Raw genomic sequence first — 20,921 nt, 5'->3', positions numbered from 1 at the left:
GGAGCACTCCGCATGCCCACCGTCCTGTTCGTCTGCGTCCACAACGCCGGCCGTTCCCAGATGGCCGCCGGCTTCCTGCAGCACCTGGCGGGTGGCCGCGTCGACGTCCGGAGCGCCGGCTCCGAACCGGCCGACCAGCTCAACCCCGTGGTCGTCGCAGCGATGCTCGAGGAGGGCATCGACATCCGGAGCGAGCAGCCGGCCCTGCTCAGCACCGATGCCGTCCGTGCCGCCGACGTCGTCATCACGATGGGGTGCGGGGACGCCTGCCCGGTGTTCCCGGGCAAGCGCTACGAGGACTGGGAGCTCACGGACCCCGCGGGGCTCGACCTGGACGCCGTCCGGCCGATCCGCGACGACGTGCGCGCGCGGGTGCAGGACCTCATCGCCCGGACCGCTCCCTGACGCGGTCGAGCAGGCGGTCGACGAGCTGCTCGCGCCACGGGACCGACGACCAGACGTGGTCCGCACCCTCGACCGCGGTGAACGTCGCCCCGCTGAGCAGTTCGCCGTAGCGCCGGCCGTACTCGACCGGGACGATCTCGTCGGCGGTGCCGTGCAGCACGTCGACCGGCCCGTCGTACCCGCGTGCCTGGGCGTAGACGTCGAGTCCGTCCCGGACCTCGTCGACGAACCCGCGCCCGAGGGCGGTCCCACCGAAGTCGAACCAGCCGCGGTCACGGACGGGTGCGAGCGGCTGCCCCTGGATGGTGTCGTGCACGGCGATGTCGTCGACCACGACCCCGGCCGGCGACCACAGGGTCAGGCTCCGGACCAGGTCGGGGACCCTCGCCGCCGCCATCGCCGACTCGACGGCGCCCAGGCTGTGGGCGACGACGTCGATCGGTGCCCCCTGGTCGTCCGAGAACGCCCGGATCATCGTGACGACCTGCTCGACCTCGTCGCCGATCGAGATGTCCGCGAACCGTCCGTCGCTCGTGCCGTGCCCGAGACGGTCGTAGGAGCGGACCGTCAGACCGGTGTCGGTCAGGGCGGTCGCGGCCTGCACGAAGAGCTGGCGCGGACCGATCGACGAGTCACCGAACCCGTGCACGAACAGCACCGAGCCACCGGCAGCCGAGGGTGCCGACGCCGGGCGGTACTCCCACCCCCGGAGCGCCCCGCCCCGGTGCTCGAGCCGGATGCTCGTCAGGGCACGCTCCAGCGGACGTTTCGCGGTCATGCTCAGTTGCTCCGGTCGGCGAACCCGGCCGGCAGGTCGGCGGGCGCAGTGTCGACGACGGTCTCGTCATCCTGGCCGACGAACTCGAAGAGGGTGATGTGGGCGAACTCGGGGACGACGTAGATCGGGTAGGTGGGGCCGGCGTCGCGGTACTCGCGCATCCGGTCCAGGTGGTCGTTCTGGAACAGCACGGTCTTGCTGCCGTCCTCCTCGACCCAGTGCGGGAAGAAGATCGTGCCGTGCAGCACGCGCTCCCCCGGCACCACGGTCACGACGACGCTCGTGCCGGTCGGCTCGTTCCACGACACCTTGTAGACGCCGGCGGTGAGCACCACGAGGTCGACCTGCTGGTCCTTGACCCAGCGACCGCCGACCATGCCGGAGTGGATGCGGTAGTCGATGGTGGTGGCGTTCTTGACGTACATCTCGTACTGCCAGCCGTTGGCGTACGTGTAGATGAACCGGTGTCCGACGATGCCGGAGAGGTCCTGCGACGGGACGGGCTGTGCGACTGAGGTGGTGATCGTCATGCACCCATCCTGCGCCAAACATAGTTTTGTTGCAAACCTTTTTCGAGGACCTAAGCTGAGGACATGGGCAGCGAGCACGGCACCGCAGGACTCCGGGACATCGCCCGGCGGCTCAGCGACCAGGTCGGCCCGTTCCGCCGCACCCTGCTGAACGCATCACGCCGTGACGGTGCACTGCCGGAACTGCCCGACGCCCAGATCGAGGTCCTGCGACGACTCGACGAGGCCGGATGGCTCACGCCGACGGCGCTCGGCCGGTCCCTCGGCCTCGCCCGCTCCACGGTCAGCAACCTCGTCACCGCGATGGAACGCGGCGGGCTCGTCCACCGGCGGCTCGCCACCGGTGACGGCCGCAGCACCGAGATCGCCCTGACCGAGCTCGCGTCCGAGCGGCTCCGGGTCTACGACGCCTCGGCCGAGCACGTCCTGGTCGGCGCGCTCGAACGCCTGGGCCCGGACGGGGTCGACGCGCTGCGCGCCGCGCTGCCCGTGCTCGCCGAGCTCCGTCTGGCCATCGACGAGCCCGGAGCGTAGGGATCGGCTGACAGTGCGCGTGAGCCGTCGCACAGGTCCGGCTCGTCGATCACCAGCGAGAACGGGTCACCCTGGCAGCGCGTGCACAGGCCACCCTGGAGGCGCGCACCGGGACTGAGAAGCCGGTCACGGTCGCAGCGCGCGGCGGCTCCAGGGCGCGCGGCGGCCCCCAGGGACCGGTTCCATCGTTCTGCCGTGCAGACGACATCACTTCTCCCCATCATCGCCAAGGCGTGTGCGGTGGCAGCTCCGGTCGCCATCGCCGTGTCGCTCGTGGCCGGTCCGGCCGTGGCGGCACCCCTCCACACCTCCACCTCCGACACCACCACCACCTCCTCGCACCACACGGTGGACCGTGCGGCGCGGACGACCTCGGGTGGCACGGCGGTCTCGCGGCTCGACCGTCGCGCCGAGCAGCGCAACGAGGCCACGGTCCGGCACCTGTTCCGGTGCGCGTTCCGGTCCCCCGCGTCCGCGAAGGCCCGTGCGGCTGCACGGACCGCCGTCGCGACCGGTGCCGTCGCGCACGGTGCGACGAGCGCCTCGGGTCCGTCCGCGTTGCTCGCCGAGTTCACCGCCGACCGCTCCCGGGTGCCCGGCGCCCACGCCGTGATCAAGCACATCGCCGGTGACGCGGACCTGGTGGCCGTGCACTGGCAGATCACCGCGAAGCCGAAGGACGAACGCACCGGTGACGCCGCCGTCGACCTGTTCCGCATGCGCGACGGGCGCATCAGCGAGTGGTGGGCACTCCGCCAGACGGTCCCGACGGGGACCCCGGCCAGCGGCAACACGAACAGCATGTTCAGCGACCTGTACCCCGCCGCGAAGCGTGACCGTCACCTGACCGAGCGGCAGGAGGAGCACAACCGGGTGCTCGCCGTGACGGCGTACAACCGGCTGTTCCGCGACCACGACGTGTCCGTGCTGGACGAGAAGTTCGACCCGGCGTACCTGCAGCACAACTCGGTCGCCGCGAACGGCACGGCCGCGCTCAAGCAGTTCTTCGCCGGCAGCGCCGCGCAGAGCCTGCCGAAGCAGGAGTCCGTCATCTCGCTCGCCGACGGCGACCTGGTGTGGACGTTCTCGAAGCCGGTCGGGGCGAAGGCCGACGCCCCGTTCGGCGCGGCCGACCTGTTCCGGGTCGACGACAACCTGATCCGCGAGCACTGGGACGTCGTCCCGACGAGCTGAGGCTCGACCCCGGAGCCGCGCGTCTCAGGACGCGCGGCTCCGTCGCGCCCGCTCCTTGATCGCGGTGATGACGGCAGTCTTCGCCTCGGCGTAGGCGTTCATGTCGTCCCAGCTCCGGTCGAGCAGCTCCCGCTTCGTCCGTTCGTACAGCGCCCGGTCGTCGGCGTCGGCGCGCAGGTGGTCACGGAGGAGCAGGTACTCGTCGACCGCCGTCGCACCCCGCTCGTAGACGTGCACGTGGACGTCGCGGGCCGGCGTCCGGACCAGGCGGTGGCCCGGCTCGCGGACGCGCAGCTCGTACCCGGCGGCGAGGAGCTGGTCGAGGTACGTGGCCTCGGCGGTGATGTCGGCGACGACGACCACGATGTCGACGATGGGTTTCGCTGCCAGGCCGGGGACGGCCGTGGAGCCGATGTGCTCGACGACCGGAGCGTCCGTGCCGGAGCCGGGGAGGGCCTCCAGGATGCGTCGCCGGTGGTCGGCGAAGACCGCAGCCCACGCGCTGTCGGCGGGGTGCAGGGTCACGGTGACCGGCTCCGGGCCGCCGATGATGTCGACGGTCGTGACGTCCGGGCGGGGGTGGTCCTCGTCGTGCTGCACCCGGACATGATCGCAGCCCGTGGTCGCCGTCGTCGATCGCGTCAGAGCTCCGCGGGGAACGCCGATCCGCGACCGATGACGGTGAGGAGCGCCGCGACCGCCCCGGACACGATCATCACCACGGCGAGCACCAGCCCGTCGAAGGCCGTCAGCAGGGCGGCCCCGAACAGGCCGGCCGCGAAGATCGCGATGTTGAACGCGACCGGCAGGAACGCGCTCGCGACGTCGGCGTCCTCGCCGCCGGCGGTCGTCAGGGCGGCCTGCAGCTGCGTGGAGGAACCGCCGAAGCCGATGCCCCACAGGCCCGCGGCCACCAGGACCGCGACCGGCGACGTGTGGCCGACGAGCAGCACCACCCCGGCCAGGACGAACAGGCCGACGCTGCCGTGCAGCAGGGGTCGGGGGTGCCGGTCGAGCAGCGCGCCCGTCACGACGACGCCGAGGATCGCGGCGGTCCCGTAGACGAGCAGCACCAGCCCGGCGCTCAGGTCGGTACCGGTCGCCCGCAGGTACGGCGAGATGTACGTGTAGATCGTGTTGTGCGCCACCATCCACGTCGCGATCACCGCGAGGATGACCGCGATGCCGCGGATCCGGAACACCTGCACGACGGACAGCTTCGCGGCGCTCGTCTGCCCCGGGGCGTCCGGCACGAACAGCGCGATCAGCGCCAGGACCACCACGCCGACCAGGCTCAGCCCGATGAACGACGACCGCCAGCCAAGGGCGTTGCCGATGAAGGACCCGAGCGGGGTGCCCAGCGCGAACCCCACCGGCGCGCCCGTCGAGACGATCGCGAGCGACACCCCGGCGAAGCGGGCCGGGCTGATCCGCCGGGCGTAGGTGGCGAACATGCCCCAGATCGTCCCCGACATCGCGCCGGCGACGAACCGGGTGACCAGCGCGACCGCGACGTTCGGCGCGAACGCGGTCAGGGTGTTCGCGACGAGGAGCACGGCGATGGCGGCGACGATGAGCGGCTTGCGGCGGAACCCGCGGGTCAGGGCGATCGCCGGGACCGTGGCGATGACCGTCCCCATCGCGTACGCGCTGACGAACAGGCCGACCGTGCCCTCGCTCGTGCCCATGCCATCGGCGATCGCGGGCAGCAGCCCGGCCGGCATCGTCTCCATGGCGACCAGGAGGAACCCGATCGCGGCGAGCAGGGCGAGCGGGAACCAGGGCAGTCGACCGTCGGTGGCCCGGTCGGTCGTGGGGAGGTCGGAGGTCGTCGTGGTCACGGACCGACGGTAGGGGCATCGTCCGGCGCAGAGGGAGGTTCGGCTGGACCCCGTTTCGCCGGAGCCTCACTGGGCGGGTGGTGGTGGGGCTTCGATGGTGGTGTCCACGAACAGAGGGAGCCCCGATGCCCGTCCGCACCAGACGCCGTCCCGCCGTGGGTCCGCACGTCGCGCTGGGTCCGCTCGCGCTGGCTCCGGTCGTCGCGCTGGTGGTGGGGGCGCTCGCCGGGTGCAGCGGCGTCGACCGCGCGGAGCCGCCGGCGTCGGCGCCGGCGTCGGCGGCAGCGACTGCAGCTCCCACGATCACCACCCCGACGGAGGCCCAGCCCGTGCACATCACCATCGAGTTCGACGGCGAGACCCTGACCGGCCGGTTGACGGGCAGTGCGACGGCGCGCGCGCTGGCCGCCCGGCTGCCGGCGAGGCTGACCTTCGCCGACTACGGCGGGCAGGAGCAGATCGCCCGGCTCCCCGCGCCGCTCGACACCACCGGCGCCCCGAGCACGAGCGATGCGCCGGCGGGCACCATCGCGTACTACGTGCCCGACCAGTCGATCGTCCTGTACTACACGGACGTCGGTAGCTTCCCGGGGATCGTGCCGATCGGCACCGTCGACGACGTCGGAGCGGTGCGCGACCTGCCGTCCGGCGCCGCCACCATCCGAGTGCGCGGCTGACGGGCGTCCGCCCCTTCCCCGCGTCCCTGCCTCGCCTCGCGTCCCTTCCACCGAACAGGAACCACACCCCATGACCGGAACCAGCACCTTCCTCATCACCGGCACGAGCCGCGGGATGGGCACCGACTTCGCCCGAGCCGCCCTCGACGCCGGGCACCGGGTCGTGGCGACCGGACGCGACCCCGAGCGGGTCCGCGCAGTCCTCGGCGACCACGAGCGCCTGCTCACCGTCGCGCTCGACGTGACCGACCCCGAGTCGGTCCGAGCCGCAGTCGACGCCGCGACCGAACACTTCGGCGGCGTCGACGTCCTGGTGAACAACGCCGGGAGCTTCCAGGCCGGGTACTTCGAGGAGATCTCGGCCGAGCAGTTCCGCGCGCAGATGGAGACGAACTTCTTCGGGGCGCTCGCGGTGACGCGCGCCGTGCTCCCGGTCATGCGACGGCAGCGCTCCGGGCACGTCGTCAGCATCAGCTCCACCGCGGGCATCGTCGCCGGCGCCGGTGGGAGCGCCTACTCGGCGTCGAAGTTCGCGCTCGAGGGCTGGATGGAGGCCCTGCACGACGAGGTGGCGCCCTTCGGCATCCACACCACCGTGATCGAGCCCGGCTTCTTCCGCACCGACCTGCTGGCCGAGGGCGACTCGACCTTCTGGGGCGACGTCGCGATCGACGACTACGCCCCGCTCTCGGCCGGGTCGAAGGAGTTCTTCCGCGGCATGCGGGGCAACCAGTCCGGCGACCCCGCGAAGCTCGCGCAGGTGCTGCTGACGCTGATCGCGATGCCCGAGCCGCCGCTGCGGTTCGCCGCCGGCGCGGACAGCGTGGCGGGGATCGTGCAGAAGGGACAGCAGCTCGTCGACCAGGCGCAGGCGTTCCCCGAGCTGTCGACGACGCTCGACCTGGATGCGTGACGACTGCCCCTTGCCAACCTTGGCTACGGGTATTAGCCTCTGAGTTACTACCCGTAGCCGAAGGAGCCACGTCATGCTCGAACACCTGGATACCGAGGGCGGCACGATCGCCTACGACCTCTCCGGAACAGGCCCGCTCGTGGTCCTCGCCCACGGCATGGGCGACAGCCGGCACGCCTACCGTTTCGTCGTACCGGAGCTCGTCGCGGCCGGCTACCGGGTGGCGAACGTCGACCTCCGCGGCTGCGGCGACTCGAGCACCGGGTGGGACAGCTACCAGCGCACCCACATCGCACGTGACCTCGTCGCCGTGGCCCGCCACCTCGGTGGCCCGGCCGTGGTCGTCGGGCAGTCCATCAGCGGGGGCGCGGCGACCATCGCCGCAGCCACCGCACCGGACCTGGTCGCGGGCATCGTCGAACTGGCGCCGTTCACGCGCAAGCAGTCCGTCGACCTGGGCGGACTCCTGCGCAACCGCCGACACCGCGCCGGCACCGTCCAGCTCGCGCGGGTCATGACGAGCGGCAGCCTGCCCGGCTGGCTCGCGTACCTCGACATCGCGGTCCCCGCCAAGCCCGCCGACTGGGCGACGGAGCGCAGCCGGATCGAGACGACCCTGCGGCGACCGGAGCGGATGGCGGTCCTCCGCGCCATGACCCGCACGTCGCCCGCCGACGCCGGCGAGCAGCTGGGTGCCGTCCGGTGCCCCGTGCTGGTCGTCGAGGGCAGCGCCGATCCAGACTGGGCCGTGCCCCGCGCCGAGGGTGAGCGGATCCTCGCCGACCTGCCGGACGGCCTCGGCGAACTCGCCGTGATCGACGGCGCCGGCCATTACCCCCACACCGAGACGCCGGCAGCGCTCCTCGCCCTGCTGCTGCCGTTCCTCGCCCGCACGCTGCCCGTCGCAGGTCCCGTTGCCTAGGGCGGGGCTCGACCCGGCAACCGTCACCGAGGCCGCGGCGACGCTGGCCGACGAGATCGGCCTCGCCCAGCTGAGCATGAGCCTCGTCGCCGACCGCCTCGGGGTGAAGGCACCGTCGCTGTACAAGCACGTCGACGGACTCGGCGACCTCACCCGCAGGATCGCGATCCTCGGCGCGAACGAGCTCGGTGACGCACTCCGCGACGCCATGCAGGGGCGCAGCGGTCGGAGTGCGCTCGAGGCGGCGGTGCAGACCGTGCGCCGGAGCGTCCGGGAGCACCCGGCGCGGTACCAGGCGGCCGTCGGCGTCCGGCCGACCGGTGCCGATGACCCCCTGGCGGTCGCACTCGGTCGCACCCTGGCGTCCTTCGCCGCGGCGCTCCACGACTACCCGCTCGACCCGGCCGACGAGGTCCACGCGCTCCGGGTGCTCCGCAGCGTCCTGCACGGGTTCGCGACGATCGAGGCGTCGGGCGGGTTCCAGATGGACACGGAGGTCGATGCGAGTGCTGCGTGGATGGTCGACTTCCTGGATCGCGGCTTCCGTGCCGCGACGACACGGTGACCGTCACCACGGCGGCGCGCCCGTCGAGGCCCGTCGGTCATGACCCGCTCCGCGGCGGCCTGCGGTTCCTGGCGGAGCTCGTCGCCTGGGTGGCCGTGCCCTGGGCGCTCTGGCCCCACTCACCGGTGCTCGCGGTCGCCGCCGTGCTGGCCCTCATCGTGCCGCCGGCGGTGTTCGGGACCCCGGGTGACCGCCCCGGCGGCGACCCGCCGGTCGCGGCACCGGGAGCGGTCACCATCGCGTCGGTCATCGCGCACCTCGTGGGGGCGGTCGCGGCGGCCTGGGCCCTGTGGCCGATGGCGGTCGCGATCGTCGTCACCGTCCTGTGCGTCGCCGTCGTCGTCTCGGAACAGCCGCGGTGGCGCGCGCTGGTCGGACGCGGGCGCTGAGCCGTTCGTAGGCTGACGCCATGGCAGCAGCAGACGAGACCGGTCCGTTCTGGCACGGCACCGTGGCAGCCCTGCGGCCCGGGGAGTTCCTCTCCCCCGGCTTCCGCTCGAACTACCGCCCCGACGTCGTGATGAACCACGTCTACTTCACGGCGACCCGCGACGGAGCAGGGCTCGCGGCCGAACTCGCGGCCGAGCTCGTGCCCGGCGACCGCGAGCCGCGTGTGTACCGCGTCGAGCCGACCGGTCCGTTCGAGGACGACCCCAACGTGACCGACAAGAAGTTCCCCGGCAACCCGAGCCGGTCGTACCGCAGTGCCCTCCCGCTCCGCGTGGTCGGCGAGGAGACCGGATGGACACGGCTCACCCCGGAGATGTTGCGCCAGTGGCGGGAACGGCTCATCGCGCTCCCGCCCGAGGAACGCGGCGAGATCGTCAACTGACCGACGTCAGGCCGCGATGATGTTCGGGGCGAACCGGCACCAGTAGTCCGTGATCGGCCCGTCGGACTCGCGGATGCCGACTCCGAAGGACTCGCCGCCCACGACCCACGACCCGAGCACCGGGTGGTTGTGCCCGTTCGACCCCGGGAAGTCCGGGAGCTCGTGGTACTGCTGCCACACCCGTTCGGCCCCGGTGCCGGGGCGCCGGTACTCGCGACCGTTCGTCGTGACCGAACCGTCGGATCGGTGCACCGCGATGCCGTCGCCCTCACGCCCGAACACGGGCTTCACGACGAAGTCGCGCATGCCGTTCGGACCGTCCGCGAAGGCCGGCAGCAGGTTCGGGTGACCCGGGAACAAGCGCCAGAGCGCGACGAGCAGCAGCTTGTTCGACAGGAACATCTTCCACGCCGGCTCGTACCAGCGGCCGAGCCGCCCGCGGTCGCTGACCAGGAAGGCGCCGAACTCCTCGTCGCCCTGCGCCCGGTCGTCCCCGGAGACGAGGTCCTCCCACGGGTACAGCTTGAAGAGGTTGCGGATCACCGGGTACTGGGTCCCCGGAGCGTCCCCGGGCAGCGTGAACACGCTCCGCGACGAACCGACCGGCTCCTGGTCGCCGACGAACTGGCGGGCCGTCGCGTGCCAGCCGATGTCCTTCATCTCGATGCCGGTGTGCTCCCACCCGGCCTCCCCCGCCAGGTCGCGCATGTAGGCCACCGTGTCCCAGTCCTCGCCCGCCGTGTCGAGGTCGGAGTGCGCCACGAACAGTCGGCCACCGTCCTCGGCGCGCAGGGACTCGTGCAGCAGTGTCCGCCAGCGCGCCACCATCGCCTCGTGGATGCCGTTCCACTGGTCGGTCTCGGCGGACAGTTCGCCGGTGGCGAGCCGGTCCTGCATCCAGTGCCACTGCGTGACCGATGCCTCGATCAACCCGGTCGGGGTGTCCCCGTTGTACTCGAGCATCTTGGCGGGTGAACCGTCTCCGGCGTAGGCCAGGTCGAACCGCGCGTACAGGTCGGGCTCATCGTGCTCGAGCGACCACGCGGCGAGGTCGAACCCGGCTCGCGTCAGGCCCAGCGTGCCGAGGGCGCCGGTGGCGAGGTACCGGGCGGCTTCGAGGCACATCCAGTGCAGTTCCTCGGTCTGCCGCTCGAGCGCCTCGACCTCCGGCAGCGTGAAGACGTACGCGGCGGTGTCGTTCCAGTACTCGACGGGCGTGCCGTCGTCGCGGACGGACCGCGAGTAGATCAACCCGGTCTGCTGGATCCGGCGCCGCCAGTCCGGACGCTCGGGGAACTCGATGCGCTCCATCAGCCGCCGAACCCACCGTGTCCGCCGGCTCCGCCGAAGCCGCCCTTGGTGACCGAGCTCCCGCGGGACGAGACGCCAGCCTTCGCGGTCTTCCCGGCGGGCAGGGCGCTCGTGCCGCCGGAGACCGCCTCCCCGACGCCGGGGACCCTCGTGGCACGGTTGGCGAAGAGCGGCAGGAAGTACCAGCCGGCGTGCCCGCCGTGGTTGTTGCAGTCGTCGTCCGGCAACCGCTTCTCGGTCGCGTTGTCGCGGCAGATCTTCGCGTAGTCACTGTCGACGCCGGCGCCCTCGCCGCACCCGGTCAACGACGCTGCCAGGGCTGCGACCACCCCGATAGAGACGACACGGGAAGCACGGCGACGAACACTCACGAAGGGGAACAGTACCGCTCACCACGGACCGGTGTCCGCGTCGGCACGTTGGTCAGCGCAGACGATCGTCTGGCGAACCGGTAGCGTGTGTGGTGGCGGCGCCTGCCGCACACCGTCCACGAAGGGCCGACCATGCCGCGGAGCACCGATCGGGTCCGGGCGTCTCCGATCATCCTCGCCGTGGGGATCGCTGCGCTCGCCGTCGCCATCGCCCTGCCCGCGCCGTCACCGACCACGCCGGGCCCCGAGACGATCGGCCTCGGCGCATCCGGCGCACTCGGCGCCGCACTCGGGGCGCCGACCGTGACGAGTGGCGCACACCGGTTCGCGATCCGCCCACCACGGACGGTCGGCACCAGCGGAGTCGTCAGAGTGCGGTTCGCCGGACTGGGCACCCCCGGTGCCGTCGTCGTCGTCCACTACGGCAGCCCCGGGGACGACTCCGGGAACGAGCGCGTCGCGGAGATCGAGCCGGGCAGCAGCGCCGTCGGCTCGACCGGCCGGTTCGCCTTCACCGCGGCGCTGCCCGAGCTGCCCCGTGGAGCCGACCGGGCGTCCTGGAGCGCCCGCCTGATCGACCCCGCGTCACTGGACGTCCTCGGCCGCGTCGAGGGCATTCACCTCGTCGAGCACACCGAGCACTGACCACCGATCCACGGCCGGCACGATGAGAGGGCGCGCAGGGTGCTGGCTCCCGTGCCGCCCTGCGGTTACGTTCGCTAGACGAACGTCTGGCCAGCAGTCAGCGGCGAGACCTGACCTCGAGGAGCCCCCGTGTCGACACCCCACCGCACCCCGTCATCCCGACCCGCGTCCATCGCACTCGGGGCCGCACTGCTCCTGACCCTCGGCCTCGCCGGCTGCTCCACGGCCGGATCCGCAGCGCCATCACCCTCTCCGTCCCCCGCCGCGCAGGGCGACGCTCCCGCGACGACCGACTCGTCACCCTCGGTCGACGTGACCGTCGCCGCGACGACACTCGGCAAGGTGGTCGTCGACGGCAAGGGCATGACCGCCTACTACTTCGACGCCGACGTCAAGGACTCCGGCAAGAGCACCTGCACCGGTGGCTGCGCGACCGCGTGGCCCGCGATCGAGGCGACGACGGCGACACCGAAGGTGTCCGGCATCACCGGCAAGGTCGGCACCATCACGGGCGTGGACGGTGGACGTCAGATCACGATCGACGGCCGACCGATCTACACCTTCATCGGGGACAAGAAGGCCGGTGACGTGACGGGTCAGGGCGACAAGGGCGTCTGGTACGTCGTGAACCCGGACGGCTCCGAGCAGAAGAAGTAGGCCAGGCACCCCGGCGGGACGGCAGGGATGCCACGCCCGCCGGGTTCAGTCCTCGGGCTCGGCCGGGTGCCCGCCCACGCGCACGGGCTCCACCTGCTCGAGCAACGCGTGCACACCCGGCAGACCGAGCCCGGTGAACAGCGCCGCCCACAGATCCCGGAGCTGCCCCTCGGTGTCCCGCGTCAGCCGGGCGCTCGTCCGGGCCCACATCACCCCGAAGGTCGACGTCAGCACGAGGTCCGCCGCACGTGCCCACTCGGGGTCGGTGGCCGGTCCGGTGCCACCGCTCGAAGCCGACAGGTGCCGACGGACGTAGTCGTCCCACGTGAAGACCCGTGGGATCACCTCCCCCGCACCGCGGAGTTCGTGACTCAGGCGGATCGCCCCGGCAGCCACCGGACACCGTATGGCGTCGGAACAGGCGGACGTGAGCATGACGAGCAGGTGTTCGAGCCCCTCAGGCTGCCGGATCAGCGAGTCGATCGCCGCCCAGCGCGCCTGCTGCCGTTCGATGACCGCGAAGGCGAGTTCGTGCTTGGACGAGAACACGTGGTATCCGATCGCCGACTTCGGGCGGTCCATCGCGGCGGCGACCCGTGCGAACGAGGTCCCCGCGTAGCCGTGGCTCGCGAACACCGCCGCCGCAGCCTCGATGATCTGCTCGCGGGTCCGGGTCTTCGCCTGCTGCCGCTGGTTCATCGCACTCCTCGGTCGGGTCTTGGTTCATCATACGAACGTCTGACCAGGAGTCGGCAGCGGTCGCACCGGGCGTAATGCCTCTGATCCCCTCAGCTTCAAGATTTCGCTAGACGATCGTCTAGCGCGTTGTTAGCGTTCACGCACACCGGGCCACCCCGGCCCGTCCCCCCACGAAGCGAGGAGTCCCCATGCGTTCGACCCCGTCCACCCACCGCTCCCCGTCGGTCCGCCGACTGACCGTGCTCGCGACGTGCGTCACCCTCGGCGGTGCGCTCGCCGCAGGCGTCCTGGTCCCCGCGCAGGCCGGAGCTGCCACGATCTCCCACACGACGCACGCCACACACACCTCGACCCGGGCTGCGGCCGTGGCGTTCACCGCGAAGACCCACGGCGGGCCCGACCGGAAGAGCTTCACCGGCATCACCTTCGCCGGGACCGGGAAGCCCGGCGCCCTGGTCATCGTCTACTACGACGCACCGGGCAAGCCGCGCGGCCTGTTCAACAAGCACATCGCCGAGGTCACTTCGAGCAGGCGACTCGGGCGGACCGGTGGTCAGCTCCGGGAACCGGCTGTACGGGATCATCTCGAGCAGCACGACGAGGGCGGCGACGGGCGCGACGAGCACGACGGGTTCGACGGGTTCGACGGGTTCGACGGGTTCGACGGGTTCGACGGTGCTGCTCTACACGCCCGCCCAGCAGGTCCTCACCGAGCTGTTCCGGTACCGGCTGGCCCCGGCGTCCTGAGCCGCTGGCCGCTGGTGGGCGACTGAGCGCTGCCTCATGACCCGGACACGCCCCGGCCACCTCGCCGCCACACCGCCGACGACCCGCGCCGCGATCCTGCGGGGAGCCGGACGCCACCACGTCCGGCTCCCCACGACCCCCGGGTCCTGATCAGATCGAGGTTGCCCCGTGTCCCCGCTCCGCCGCTCCCCACTCACCCACTCCCCACTCACCCGTTCGCCGCGCACCACCCGCGTCGCAGCGACCGCCCTCGCCGGCTTGGCCGTCGTCGCCTCCGCCGCGTTCTCCGTCACGGCAGCCCACGCCGACGACACCCTGCAGCCGGCCTTCACCGCCGCCGACCACCCGATCACCGACGTCCCCGGGCTGGTCAACGGCCGTGAGCTCGCCGCGGTCCACGGCCGGTCTGGTCAGACCGTGAACGCCCCGCGCCTGATCCGCTCCGAGTCACTCGACAAGATCACCGCCGCCGGGGCCACGTCCCTGGCCGACGAGTACCACGTCGACCTCGTCGTCGACCTGCGCACCCCGTCCCAGATCGCCGCGAAGCCGGACGTCGCGATCCCGGGTGCGCGCCACGTCGACATCTCCATGTTCGGCGCGGACGGCGACTACAGCGACGACACCGCGATGTACCACGACCTGGTCGACAAGGGCCGGGTCGACCAGGCGACACCCGGGTCGATGATCACCGCGTACCGCCGGGTGCTCCGGATCCTCGCCACGCACACCAGCGGCACGGTGCTGATCCACTGCTCGCACGGCATGGACCGCACCGGCACCGTGGTGGACCTGCTCGACCGGGTCCTCGGCGTGGACAGCGCGGACATCCTGCGCGACTACCTGCTCTCGAACACGCAGCTCGGGGTGACCTGGGCGACCCCGCAGCTGCTGCAGGGCACCTTCGAGCAGGACATCGCGACCGAGTACGGCGGCATGGGCTCCTACCTGACCGACACGATCGGCGTGACCAAGCACGAGGCTGCCGCCCTGCGCGAGCGTTTCCTGGTGTCGAACGACCCCACCGTGTCCTCGATCGCGGTCGCCGGCGTGCGTGTCCACCTGCCCGCCGCTGCCTCGTCGCACGGTGCGACCGTGACCGCCCCGGTCCGGACGCTGCGCGTCGCCGACGTCCACGTGCACACGACGAACCCGAACGCGGCCGCCGCTGTGCACGTGTCCGGCCGGACGGCACGCATCACGGTCACCGCCCAGGACGGCACCACGAAGAAGGAGTACCGCCTGACGGTGCGGCACCGCTAGCCCAACGCCGACCGCCCGCGGCCCGCGCCGGGCGGTCGGCGTGACCAACTGTTCACCACCACCGGCGCCCGGTCCGGGCGTCCCTCCGGCTACCGTGACACTCGTGCAGTCCTCCAGACAACGGCGCCCGCGGTGACCGGACACCCCGCCGTCCCGACAATCCACGACGTCGCCGCCCTGGCCGGTGTGTCGAAGTCGGTCGTCTCCCGCGCCCTCGCCGGCGCGTACGGCGTGGCGCCGTCGACGACCGAGCGGGTCAAGCGGGCGGCGCTCGACCTCGGCTACGTCGCGAACGCGAACGCCCGCGGCATGTCGGCACACCGCACGCACACGCTCGGGGTGTTCGTCCGCGACGCCTCCACCCCGTTCTACGGACACCTGCTGACCGCGTTCCAGCTGCAGGCCGCGGCGCGCGGGTACCGCGTCGTCACCGCCACGGGTGCGGGGTCGTTCCCGGTCAGCGAGGAACGCCGGGCGCTCGAGACCCTGGTCTCCCTGCGCGTCGAGGGGCTCATCGTCTGCAGCGGCGCCCTGCCGATCGCCGACGTCCTGCCGTTCGCCCGGCGCATCCCGACCGTGGTCTCCGGGCGCCCCGAGACGAACGATGCAGTGAGCAGCGCGTACTGCGATGAGCGCGGCGGCGGACGCGGGCTCGCCGACCACGTCGCCGACCTCGGACACCGACGCGTCGCCGTGCTGACGGTCACACCGTCCGGGTCACTGACGCAGTCGGCACGCACCGACGCGATGGTGCGCCGCCTGCGTGCACGCGGCGCCGAGGTGCTCCGGATCCGCTCCGAGGACCACGGAGCAGACCCCGAGGACCTCGACTCGTTCGTCGAGCAGGTCCTGCGGGCCGGAGGTGTCACGGCGATCATGGCACCGAGCGACCGCTGGGCCGTCGGCGTGCTCGAGTCGATGCGCCGCCGCGGCCTCCGTGCACCGGACGACCTGTCGGTCACGGGCTACGACGGCGTCGCCCCACTCGCCACCGAGCTGCTCGGCATCACCTCGTGGCGACAGCCGCTCGGCCTGATCGGTCGTCTGTCCGTCGACGACGTCGTCGACCAGATCGACGGCCGTTCGACGGGCGTCACCCACAACGCGGTCGACGGCACCCTGGTACCGGGCCGGACCGCCGCCCGCGTCTGAGCGCCGGGCGGAGCGCACCGACGAGAACGGCCGGCCCCGCGCCGCCGACACCCATCGTTCACCGTTCCGTCACGGACCGACGGGTGAGATCCGAGCCCGTCCGGTCGATCATGGGGAACGTTCCCGACGATCGGGAACGTTCCCCATCGAACGACCACGGACGGACTCATGCCCCAGAACGTCACCGCCAAGCTGCCGCGCGACCCGAGCGACCCCTACCGCCACGGCATCTACCTGCGCCCGGACGCCCGCACCTGCCGGGCCGTCACGGTCGTCACCGACCAGCTCCGCGCGCAGTACGGCCTGCTGTCGGCCGGTGCCTTCCCGCCGCACGCGACGCTCGTCGGCAGCCAGCCGTTCGGCAGCCACGAGGACCAGGTCGTCGCGGCGGTCACAGCGCTGCTCGACAGCCGACCGGCGTTCGACGTCCACAACGCCGGCGTCCGTGAACAGGGCATCGGGTTCGTCTACGACGTCGCGACCCGACCGGACGGCTCGCACAACGACGACTTCGTCCGGCTCGCCGCCGACATCGAGGCCGTGGTCGCACCGTTCCGGCAGCCGATGCAGGTCCCGCTGGCGAACGACTACGACCCGGAGCAGTACCGCGCGCACCTCTCCCTCGCCTCGCACGACCTGTACGGCCGGCCGGACCTGCACGACGAGGTCGGCGCGTTCATCCGCGAGCTCGACGTCGACGTGCCGACCGGGTTCCGCGGCGACACCGTCGTGCTCTACCGCACCGCGAGCCCGGACTGGTCCGGTCGCTGGTGGCAGACGATGACGTGGGAGCACGTCCACACCTGGAAGCTCGCCTGACCGTGGCCGCGACCCTCCGCGACGTCGCCGAGCGGTGCGCCATCTCGCGATCGCTCGTGTCACTCGCCCTGCGGGGCGACGACGGTGTGTCCCGGCCACGTCGGGAACTCGCGGTGCGGACGGCGGACGAGCTGGGCCTCCCGGTCGGTTCGCTCGCCAGGCGACGCGCGCAGGGCGCGCCGCTCGTACTCGGGGTGGTCGTCACCGAAGCCGCGAACCCGTTCCACGACGAAGCGCTCCGGAGCGCACGCGCGACCGCGCAGACCCTGGGGTTCGCGCTCCGGGTCGTGGACGGGTTCCGTGACCCTGCCCGGCTGGCCGACGGCCTGGAGGCCCTGCACGCCTCCCACGGATCGGCCGACGGTGTCCTCGGGGTCGCGGTCCTGAGCAGTCGGCTCGCCCCGGCACGGCTCGCTGCGGTCGCGCGCGACCTGCCGGTCGCGGTCCTCGGGTCGAGCGGGTCGGCGCTCGCCGGCCTCGGACTCGACACCGTGCGCGCCGACGAGGAATCGGGCATGCGCGCGCTGGTGCTCCACCTCGCCGCACTCGGGCACCGGCGCACGTGCTTCGTGGCGGAGTCCGACCATCCCTCGACGACACGGCGTGCCGTCGCGCACGCCGCGGTCACCGCACAGCTCGGCGCACCGGGCGACCACCGCGTCGACGACGTCGAGGCCCTGGCGACCGACCCGGCGCGGATGGCCCGGCACCTCGGTGACGGGGTGACGGCCTTCGTCGGGACGAACGACGCGACCGCAGCGCGGCTCGTGGCGATCGCCGACGGCGCGGGACTCGCGCTCCCCCGGATGGCGGCGGTGACCGGGTTCGACGGCACCGGTCTCGGCGAACGGCTCGACCTGACGAGTGTCGACCAGCCCCGCGTCCGGATGGGCGCGCGGGCGGTCGAGCTCGTGGTCGAGCGGCTCCGGGGTCGTCGCGGCGACCGGCACGAGGTGCTCCCGACGCACCTGCTGCCGCGTGGGTCCACCGCGAGGGCGGTCGCCGAGCACACGCTCGGCTGACCGCTCGCGACGCCCACGTCGAATCGGTCGGCGGCCCGGTCCGTGCCTCAGTCGGCGGGCCGGCTGGCGGCCCGGTCAGCGGCTCAGTCGGTGGCGGTCGTGGCCGACAGCTCCTGCACCCGGCGCACCAGCTCGGCATGCGATCCCCCGGCGCCGGCGGCGACGTAGTCGTCGGCCAGGTGGGCGCGGTCGACGGCTTCGCCCCGACGGAAGCCCCGGAACCACCCGCCGGCGCGCTCGAGCACCAGTGCCCCGGCGGCGACGTCCCACGGGTGCGTGGCGAAGCCCATCGTCACGTCCGACCACCCGGCGGCGACGTGCACCAGGTTGAGGGCGCCGCTGCCGAGGCTGTGGTGGTGGCGGTACCGGAGCGTCAGGTCCCGGAGCAGGTCGAACGCCGCGGCCTCGCCGAGCAGGTCGAGGTCCTGCTGCACCGGGAAGCTCGTCAGCACGGTCGCGGCGTCGTCGGGCCCCGACGACGAGTGCATCGGGGCGCCGTCGAGCCAGGCGCCGTCGTCGTCCGCCGCGAACACGTGGTCGGCGACCGGGTCGAACACCACACCGGCGACGACCTCGCCGTCGACCTCGGCCGCGATCGAGATGCACCAGTACGCGAGTCCGCGGGCGAAGTTCGCGGTGCCGTCGATCGGGTCCACGATCCACCGCACCACGGGGTCCGCGGTGCTGCCGACGCCCCCGGCGGTGCCGGTGGTGTCGCTGCCGCCGGTGGTGCCGCCTTCTTCGCCGAGCACGACGGAACCCGGCACGGCGGCGGAGAGCACCGCCGTGATCGCCTCTTCCGCCGCGCGGTCGTGCAGGGTCACCACGTCGTGCGCATCGCGCTTCGTGCTGATCGTCATCGGGGCGCGGAACACGGCGAGCAGGTCGGGCGCGACAGTGCGCGCGGCCTCCTCGGCGATCGCCCGGAGTGTCTGGGGAGCAGGAACGGTTCGCATGGTCCCCGGTTCTACGACGTCGAGGCCCCTGGACGGCGAACCACGCCGGTCGACGGGCCGAACCCGAGGTGAACGCGCGGCGTGCGGCGGTGAACGTCGGCACCCGATCGGCGGAGGGGTTGAACGCGGCGTGAACGGGTGACGGCGGGTGGCCGACGTGCCTTGACCGGTCTCCGACCCCCGCCGCACAGTGGAGTCGTTCCCGGTTAGGGAACGTTCCCTACTCGGAGGAGTCCGCCCCATGACGGTCCCCGTCAGGTCCGGCCTGGTCGCCGGTCCCCCGCGTACCGCAGGGTCGCCGCGGTCCCCGCAGTCGCCGCGTCCACCCCGGGCGACCCAGACGACGCGGTCCTCGTTGCGCTCGGACCGCCGGCTCGGTCTGGTGCTCCTCGCTCCGGCGCTGCTCGCGTTCGCGGTCTTCGTCTTCTACCCGCTCGGCCGCGTCCTGGTCCTCAGCACCCAGGGCACGGACATCTTCGGTCAGCCGGCGGGCTCGGTGGGGCTGCAGAACTACGTCCGCACGTTCACCGACCCCGCGTTCGGACGGACGATGCTGACCACCGCGGTCTTCTGCGTCGGCGTGGTCGTCGGCCGCATCGTGTTCGGTCTGCTCGTCGTGATCCCCCTGACCGTGAAGCTCCGCGGCCTGCCGGTCTTCCGCGCACTCCTGACGGCACCCATGGTCGTGTCCGTGTCAGCGGGGTCCGTCGCGTTCGCGGCGATGCTCGCACCCGGCAACGGGCTGCTGAACACGGTGATCACCCAGTTCGGCGGCGCGCCCGTGCCGTTCCTGACGAGCACGCAGTGGGCCCTGGCGAGCGTCATCGTCGTGACGATCTGGGGGTCGCTCGGGTTCACCGTGCTGCTCCTGCTCGGAGCGTTCGGCGCCATCGACCAGGACGTCATCGAGGCGGCGCACCTGGACGGCGCCGGGCCCGTGCGGACGCTCTGGTCGATCTCCCTGCCGCTCGTCACGCCGACGCTCTTCTTCGTCGTCGTGACCGGCACCGTCGAGGCACTGACGACCTTCGGGCAGATCCAGATCCTCACGGGCGGCGGTCCGGCCGACTCCTCGAAGACCCTCGTCTACGCGATCTACCAGCAGGCCTTCGGGTCCGGCAGCGCGAACTTCGGCCTCGCCGCCGCGCTCGGGGTCGTCCTGTTCCTGCTGGTCCTCGGGCTGTCGATGGTGCAGTTCGGCGTGCTCGAGAAGCGGGTGAACTACTGATGCGCCCCGTCACCGCACGCCGGCTCCGGAGCGTCTTCGTCTACGCCTGGCTCGTCATCGCGGTCGTCGTCGTCTGCTTCCCGCTCTACTACGTGTTCGAGGGCGCGCTCACCCCGACCCGGTACCTGGACCAGGGCCTCGCCGGTCTGGTGCCGATCCACCTGACGCTCGACAACATCGTCCGGGCCACGCAAGTCGTCCCGCTCGGGCAGCAGTTCCTGAACAGCGTCGTCGTCACCCTCGCCCAGACGGTGCTGCAGGTCGGCATCGGCATCATCACCGCCTACGCACTGGTGTTCTGTCGACTCCGGGGCGCCCGTGCCCTGTTCCTCGTCCTGCTCGCCAGCATGATGATCCCCGGCGAGACGACCCTGATCGCGAACTACCTGACCGTCTCGTCGTGGCACCTCATCGACACGCTCCTGGTCGTCTTCCTGCCGTTCGTGGCCTCGGCGCTGACGATCTTCCTGTTCCGCCAGGCGTTCCTGAGCTTCCCGGACGAGCTGCGCGAAGCCGCGGTGCTCGACGGCGCCGGACACTTCCGGTTCATCCGGTCCATGCTCCTGCCGCTCACCCGCCCGACGCTCGTCTCGGTCACCCTGGTGAGCGCGACGGCCGCCTGGAACGGGTTCTTCTGGCCGCTCCTCGTCACCAACTCGCCGGAGCACCGCACCGTGCAGGTCGGCATCGCCCAGCTGTCCGACGCCGAGGCTGCCGACATCGGCGTGGTCCTCGCCGGCGCCGCCATGGTGACCCTCCCCGTCCTGGTCCTCGTCCTCGTCGCCCAGCGGTTCCTCGCCGGCGGCCTCACCGCCGGGGAGGAACCGCTGGGCGACGAGGACGAGGACCAGGACGGGGAG

Annotated in this window: 26 protein-coding genes; 18 read left to right on the top strand and 8 right to left on the bottom strand. The window is 72.1% G+C overall.

Annotation, left to right across the window (positions count from 1 at the left end; genetic code table 11):
- Positions 1-12: 12 nt before the first annotated feature.
- Complete coding sequence (locus DEJ09_RS16905) at positions 13-405, top strand: arsenate reductase ArsC (protein WP_111046907.1); 393 nt, start codon at positions 13-15, stop codon at positions 403-405.
- Here the strand turns inward: DEJ09_RS16905 and DEJ09_RS16900 are convergent.
- Together DEJ09_RS16900 and DEJ09_RS16895 are read right to left on the bottom strand one after the other, a co-directional pair.
- On the bottom strand, positions 383-1,183 hold the full coding sequence (locus DEJ09_RS16900; RefSeq protein ID WP_111089342.1) for an alpha/beta hydrolase: 801 nt from the start codon (positions 1,181-1,183) through the stop codon (positions 383-385). The two genes, DEJ09_RS16905 and DEJ09_RS16900, sit on opposite strands and share 23 nt — an antisense overlap.
- 2 nt (positions 1,184-1,185) lie before the next feature.
- Positions 1,186-1,713 (bottom strand): phenolic acid decarboxylase, encoded by a 528-nt coding sequence (locus DEJ09_RS16895; RefSeq protein WP_017885669.1) that lies wholly within the window; start codon positions 1,711-1,713, stop codon positions 1,186-1,188.
- 63 nt (positions 1,714-1,776) lie between these two features.
- On the opposite strand from DEJ09_RS16895, the gene DEJ09_RS16890 reads away from it, so the two are divergent.
- Complete coding sequence (locus tag DEJ09_RS16890) at positions 1,777-2,247, top strand: MarR family winged helix-turn-helix transcriptional regulator (protein WP_111089341.1); 471 nt, start codon at positions 1,777-1,779, stop codon at positions 2,245-2,247.
- A 240-nt stretch (positions 2,248-2,487) separates the two neighbouring features.
- Positions 2,488-3,441, top strand: a complete 954-nt coding sequence (locus DEJ09_RS16885; RefSeq protein WP_111089340.1) for a nuclear transport factor 2 family protein — start codon at positions 2,488-2,490, stop codon at positions 3,439-3,441.
- A 24-nt stretch (positions 3,442-3,465) separates the two neighbouring features.
- Here DEJ09_RS16885 and DEJ09_RS16880 read toward each other — a convergent pair whose 3' ends face one another.
- Positions 3,466-4,041 carry a GrpB family protein gene (locus DEJ09_RS16880; RefSeq protein ID WP_111089339.1) on the bottom strand — a complete coding sequence of 192 codons (576 nt, stop codon included), beginning with the start codon at positions 4,039-4,041 and terminating at the stop codon, positions 3,466-3,468.
- A gap of 41 nt (positions 4,042-4,082) precedes the next feature.
- Positions 4,083-5,282, bottom strand: coding sequence for an MFS transporter (locus tag DEJ09_RS16875; protein ID WP_111089338.1), 1,200 nt, complete (start codon positions 5,280-5,282; stop codon positions 4,083-4,085).
- Positions 5,283-5,407: 125 nt separating this feature from the next.
- Between DEJ09_RS16875 and DEJ09_RS16870 the strand changes: the two genes are divergently transcribed.
- The 6 genes from DEJ09_RS16870 to arr all read left to right on the top strand — a co-directional run bounded on the left by DEJ09_RS16870 (position 5,408) and on the right by arr (position 9,191).
- Positions 5,408-5,959 (top strand): cyclophilin-like fold protein, encoded by a 552-nt coding sequence (locus DEJ09_RS16870; RefSeq protein ID WP_146245762.1) that lies wholly within the window; start codon positions 5,408-5,410, stop codon positions 5,957-5,959.
- 70 nt (positions 5,960-6,029) lie between these two features.
- The gene (locus DEJ09_RS16865; RefSeq protein ID WP_111089336.1) at positions 6,030-6,872 is read left to right on the top strand and encodes an SDR family oxidoreductase; all 843 of its coding nucleotides are present in this window, start codon (positions 6,030-6,032) and stop codon (positions 6,870-6,872) included.
- A gap of 73 nt (positions 6,873-6,945) precedes the next feature.
- Positions 6,946-7,794, top strand: a complete 849-nt coding sequence (locus tag DEJ09_RS16860; RefSeq protein ID WP_111089335.1) for an alpha/beta fold hydrolase — start codon at positions 6,946-6,948, stop codon at positions 7,792-7,794.
- Positions 7,787-8,359, top strand: a complete 573-nt coding sequence (locus DEJ09_RS16855) for a TetR/AcrR family transcriptional regulator (RefSeq protein ID WP_111089334.1) — start codon at positions 7,787-7,789, stop codon at positions 8,357-8,359. Before DEJ09_RS16860 ends, DEJ09_RS16855 begins: the two co-directional genes overlap by 8 nt.
- Positions 8,356-8,748 (top strand): hypothetical protein, encoded by a 393-nt coding sequence (locus DEJ09_RS16850; RefSeq protein WP_111089333.1) that lies wholly within the window; start codon positions 8,356-8,358, stop codon positions 8,746-8,748. The genes DEJ09_RS16855 and DEJ09_RS16850 overlap by 4 nt, the downstream gene beginning before the upstream one ends.
- 20 nt (positions 8,749-8,768) lie before the next feature.
- Positions 8,769-9,191 carry an NAD(+)--rifampin ADP-ribosyltransferase gene (gene arr / locus DEJ09_RS16845; protein WP_111089332.1) on the top strand — a complete coding sequence of 141 codons (423 nt, stop codon included), beginning with the start codon at positions 8,769-8,771 and terminating at the stop codon, positions 9,189-9,191.
- A gap of 6 nt (positions 9,192-9,197) precedes the next feature.
- Here the strand turns inward: arr and DEJ09_RS16840 are convergent, their stop codons facing one another.
- Positions 9,198-10,502: a glutathionylspermidine synthase family protein gene (locus DEJ09_RS16840; protein ID WP_111089331.1), complete on the bottom strand. Its 1,305-nt coding sequence runs from the start codon at positions 10,500-10,502 to the stop codon at positions 9,198-9,200.
- Positions 10,502-10,831 (bottom strand): tRNA-dihydrouridine synthase, encoded by a 330-nt coding sequence (locus tag DEJ09_RS16835; RefSeq protein ID WP_258373940.1) that lies wholly within the window; start codon positions 10,829-10,831, stop codon positions 10,502-10,504. Before DEJ09_RS16835 ends, DEJ09_RS16840 begins: the two co-directional genes overlap by 1 nt.
- A 174-nt stretch (positions 10,832-11,005) precedes the next feature.
- Between DEJ09_RS16835 and DEJ09_RS16830 the strand changes: the two genes are divergently transcribed.
- Together DEJ09_RS16830 and DEJ09_RS16825 are read left to right on the top strand one after the other, a co-directional pair.
- Positions 11,006-11,518, top strand: coding sequence for a hypothetical protein (locus tag DEJ09_RS16830; protein ID WP_111089330.1), 513 nt, complete (start codon positions 11,006-11,008; stop codon positions 11,516-11,518).
- A 129-nt stretch (positions 11,519-11,647) separates the two neighbouring features.
- Complete coding sequence (locus DEJ09_RS16825; RefSeq protein WP_111033552.1) at positions 11,648-12,175, top strand: hypothetical protein; 528 nt, start codon at positions 11,648-11,650, stop codon at positions 12,173-12,175.
- Positions 12,176-12,220: 45 nt separating this feature from the next.
- On the opposite strand, the gene DEJ09_RS16820 is transcribed toward DEJ09_RS16825, so the two are convergent.
- The gene (locus DEJ09_RS16820) at positions 12,221-12,874 is read right to left on the bottom strand and encodes a helix-turn-helix domain-containing protein (protein WP_111030210.1); all 654 of its coding nucleotides are present in this window, start codon (positions 12,872-12,874) and stop codon (positions 12,221-12,223) included.
- 267 nt (positions 12,875-13,141) lie between these two features.
- On the opposite strand from DEJ09_RS16820, the gene DEJ09_RS16815 reads away from it, so the two are divergent.
- From DEJ09_RS16815 to DEJ09_RS16795, 5 genes are all read left to right on the top strand, one after another.
- Positions 13,142-13,621 carry a trypsin-like serine protease gene (locus DEJ09_RS16815; RefSeq protein ID WP_375537961.1) on the top strand — a complete coding sequence of 160 codons (480 nt, stop codon included), beginning with the start codon at positions 13,142-13,144 and terminating at the stop codon, positions 13,619-13,621.
- Between the two features lie 168 nt (positions 13,622-13,789).
- Positions 13,790-14,884 (top strand): tyrosine-protein phosphatase, encoded by a 1,095-nt coding sequence (locus DEJ09_RS16810; RefSeq protein ID WP_111089328.1) that lies wholly within the window; start codon positions 13,790-13,792, stop codon positions 14,882-14,884.
- A 132-nt stretch (positions 14,885-15,016) separates the two neighbouring features.
- Positions 15,017-16,036, top strand: a complete 1,020-nt coding sequence (locus DEJ09_RS16805; protein WP_111089327.1) for a LacI family DNA-binding transcriptional regulator — start codon at positions 15,017-15,019, stop codon at positions 16,034-16,036.
- Positions 16,037-16,204: 168 nt separating this feature from the next.
- Positions 16,205-16,855 carry a 2'-5' RNA ligase family protein gene (locus DEJ09_RS16800; protein ID WP_111089326.1) on the top strand — a complete coding sequence of 217 codons (651 nt, stop codon included), beginning with the start codon at positions 16,205-16,207 and terminating at the stop codon, positions 16,853-16,855.
- Between the two features lie 2 nt (positions 16,856-16,857).
- Positions 16,858-17,877: a LacI family DNA-binding transcriptional regulator gene (locus DEJ09_RS16795; RefSeq protein ID WP_181433400.1), complete on the top strand. Its 1,020-nt coding sequence runs from the start codon at positions 16,858-16,860 to the stop codon at positions 17,875-17,877.
- 83 nt (positions 17,878-17,960) lie between these two features.
- Here the strand turns inward: DEJ09_RS16795 and DEJ09_RS16790 are convergent, their stop codons facing one another.
- The gene (locus tag DEJ09_RS16790; RefSeq protein ID WP_111089324.1) at positions 17,961-18,833 is read right to left on the bottom strand and encodes an inositol monophosphatase; all 873 of its coding nucleotides are present in this window, start codon (positions 18,831-18,833) and stop codon (positions 17,961-17,963) included.
- A gap of 355 nt (positions 18,834-19,188) precedes the next feature.
- On the opposite strand from DEJ09_RS16790, the gene DEJ09_RS16785 reads away from it, so the two are divergent.
- Both DEJ09_RS16785 and DEJ09_RS16780 read left to right on the top strand, forming a co-directional pair.
- Positions 19,189-20,061, top strand: coding sequence for a carbohydrate ABC transporter permease (locus tag DEJ09_RS16785; protein ID WP_250895910.1), 873 nt, complete (start codon positions 19,189-19,191; stop codon positions 20,059-20,061).
- Positions 20,061-20,921, top strand: an 861-nt coding sequence (locus tag DEJ09_RS16780) for a carbohydrate ABC transporter permease (RefSeq protein ID WP_111089322.1), incomplete at its 3' end; no start/stop codon positions are given. The genes DEJ09_RS16785 and DEJ09_RS16780, both read left to right, overlap by 1 nt.

The sequence above is a fragment of the Curtobacterium sp. MCLR17_055 genome (genome assembly GCF_003234305.1).
Classification (GTDB): domain Bacteria; phylum Actinomycetota; class Actinomycetes; order Actinomycetales; family Microbacteriaceae; genus Curtobacterium; species Curtobacterium flaccumfaciens.
The sequence above is the reverse complement of the archived record's forward strand: the minus strand, read 5'-3'. Positions and strand labels throughout refer to the sequence as shown.

What these genes read in the sequence shown, in the direction of transcription:
- arr (WP_111089332.1), top strand. Translation starts at nt 8,769, where the DNA reads ATGGCAGCAGCAGACGAGACCGGTCCGTTCTGGCACGGCACCGTGGCA.
- DEJ09_RS16895 (WP_017885669.1), bottom strand. Translation starts at nt 1,713, where the DNA reads ATGACGATCACCACCTCAGTCGCACAGCCCGTCCCGTCGCAGGACCTC.
- DEJ09_RS16790 (WP_111089324.1), bottom strand. Translation starts at nt 18,833, where the DNA reads ATGCGAACCGTTCCTGCTCCCCAGACACTCCGGGCGATCGCCGAGGAG.
- DEJ09_RS16820 (WP_111030210.1), bottom strand. Translation starts at nt 12,874, where the DNA reads ATGAACCAGCGGCAGCAGGCGAAGACCCGGACCCGCGAGCAGATCATC.
- DEJ09_RS16905 (WP_111046907.1), top strand. Translation starts at nt 13, where the DNA reads ATGCCCACCGTCCTGTTCGTCTGCGTCCACAACGCCGGCCGTTCCCAG.
- DEJ09_RS16800 (WP_111089326.1), top strand. Translation starts at nt 16,205, where the DNA reads ATGCCCCAGAACGTCACCGCCAAGCTGCCGCGCGACCCGAGCGACCCC.
- DEJ09_RS16865 (WP_111089336.1), top strand. Translation starts at nt 6,030, where the DNA reads ATGACCGGAACCAGCACCTTCCTCATCACCGGCACGAGCCGCGGGATG.
- DEJ09_RS16900 (WP_111089342.1), bottom strand. Translation starts at nt 1,183, where the DNA reads ATGACCGCGAAACGTCCGCTGGAGCGTGCCCTGACGAGCATCCGGCTC.
- DEJ09_RS16860 (WP_111089335.1), top strand. Translation starts at nt 6,946, where the DNA reads ATGCTCGAACACCTGGATACCGAGGGCGGCACGATCGCCTACGACCTC.
- DEJ09_RS16830 (WP_111089330.1), top strand. Translation starts at nt 11,006, where the DNA reads ATGCCGCGGAGCACCGATCGGGTCCGGGCGTCTCCGATCATCCTCGCC.
- DEJ09_RS16870 (WP_146245762.1), top strand. Translation starts at nt 5,408, where the DNA reads ATGCCCGTCCGCACCAGACGCCGTCCCGCCGTGGGTCCGCACGTCGCG.
- DEJ09_RS16890 (WP_111089341.1), top strand. Translation starts at nt 1,777, where the DNA reads ATGGGCAGCGAGCACGGCACCGCAGGACTCCGGGACATCGCCCGGCGG.
- DEJ09_RS16840 (WP_111089331.1), bottom strand. Translation starts at nt 10,502, where the DNA reads ATGGAGCGCATCGAGTTCCCCGAGCGTCCGGACTGGCGGCGCCGGATC.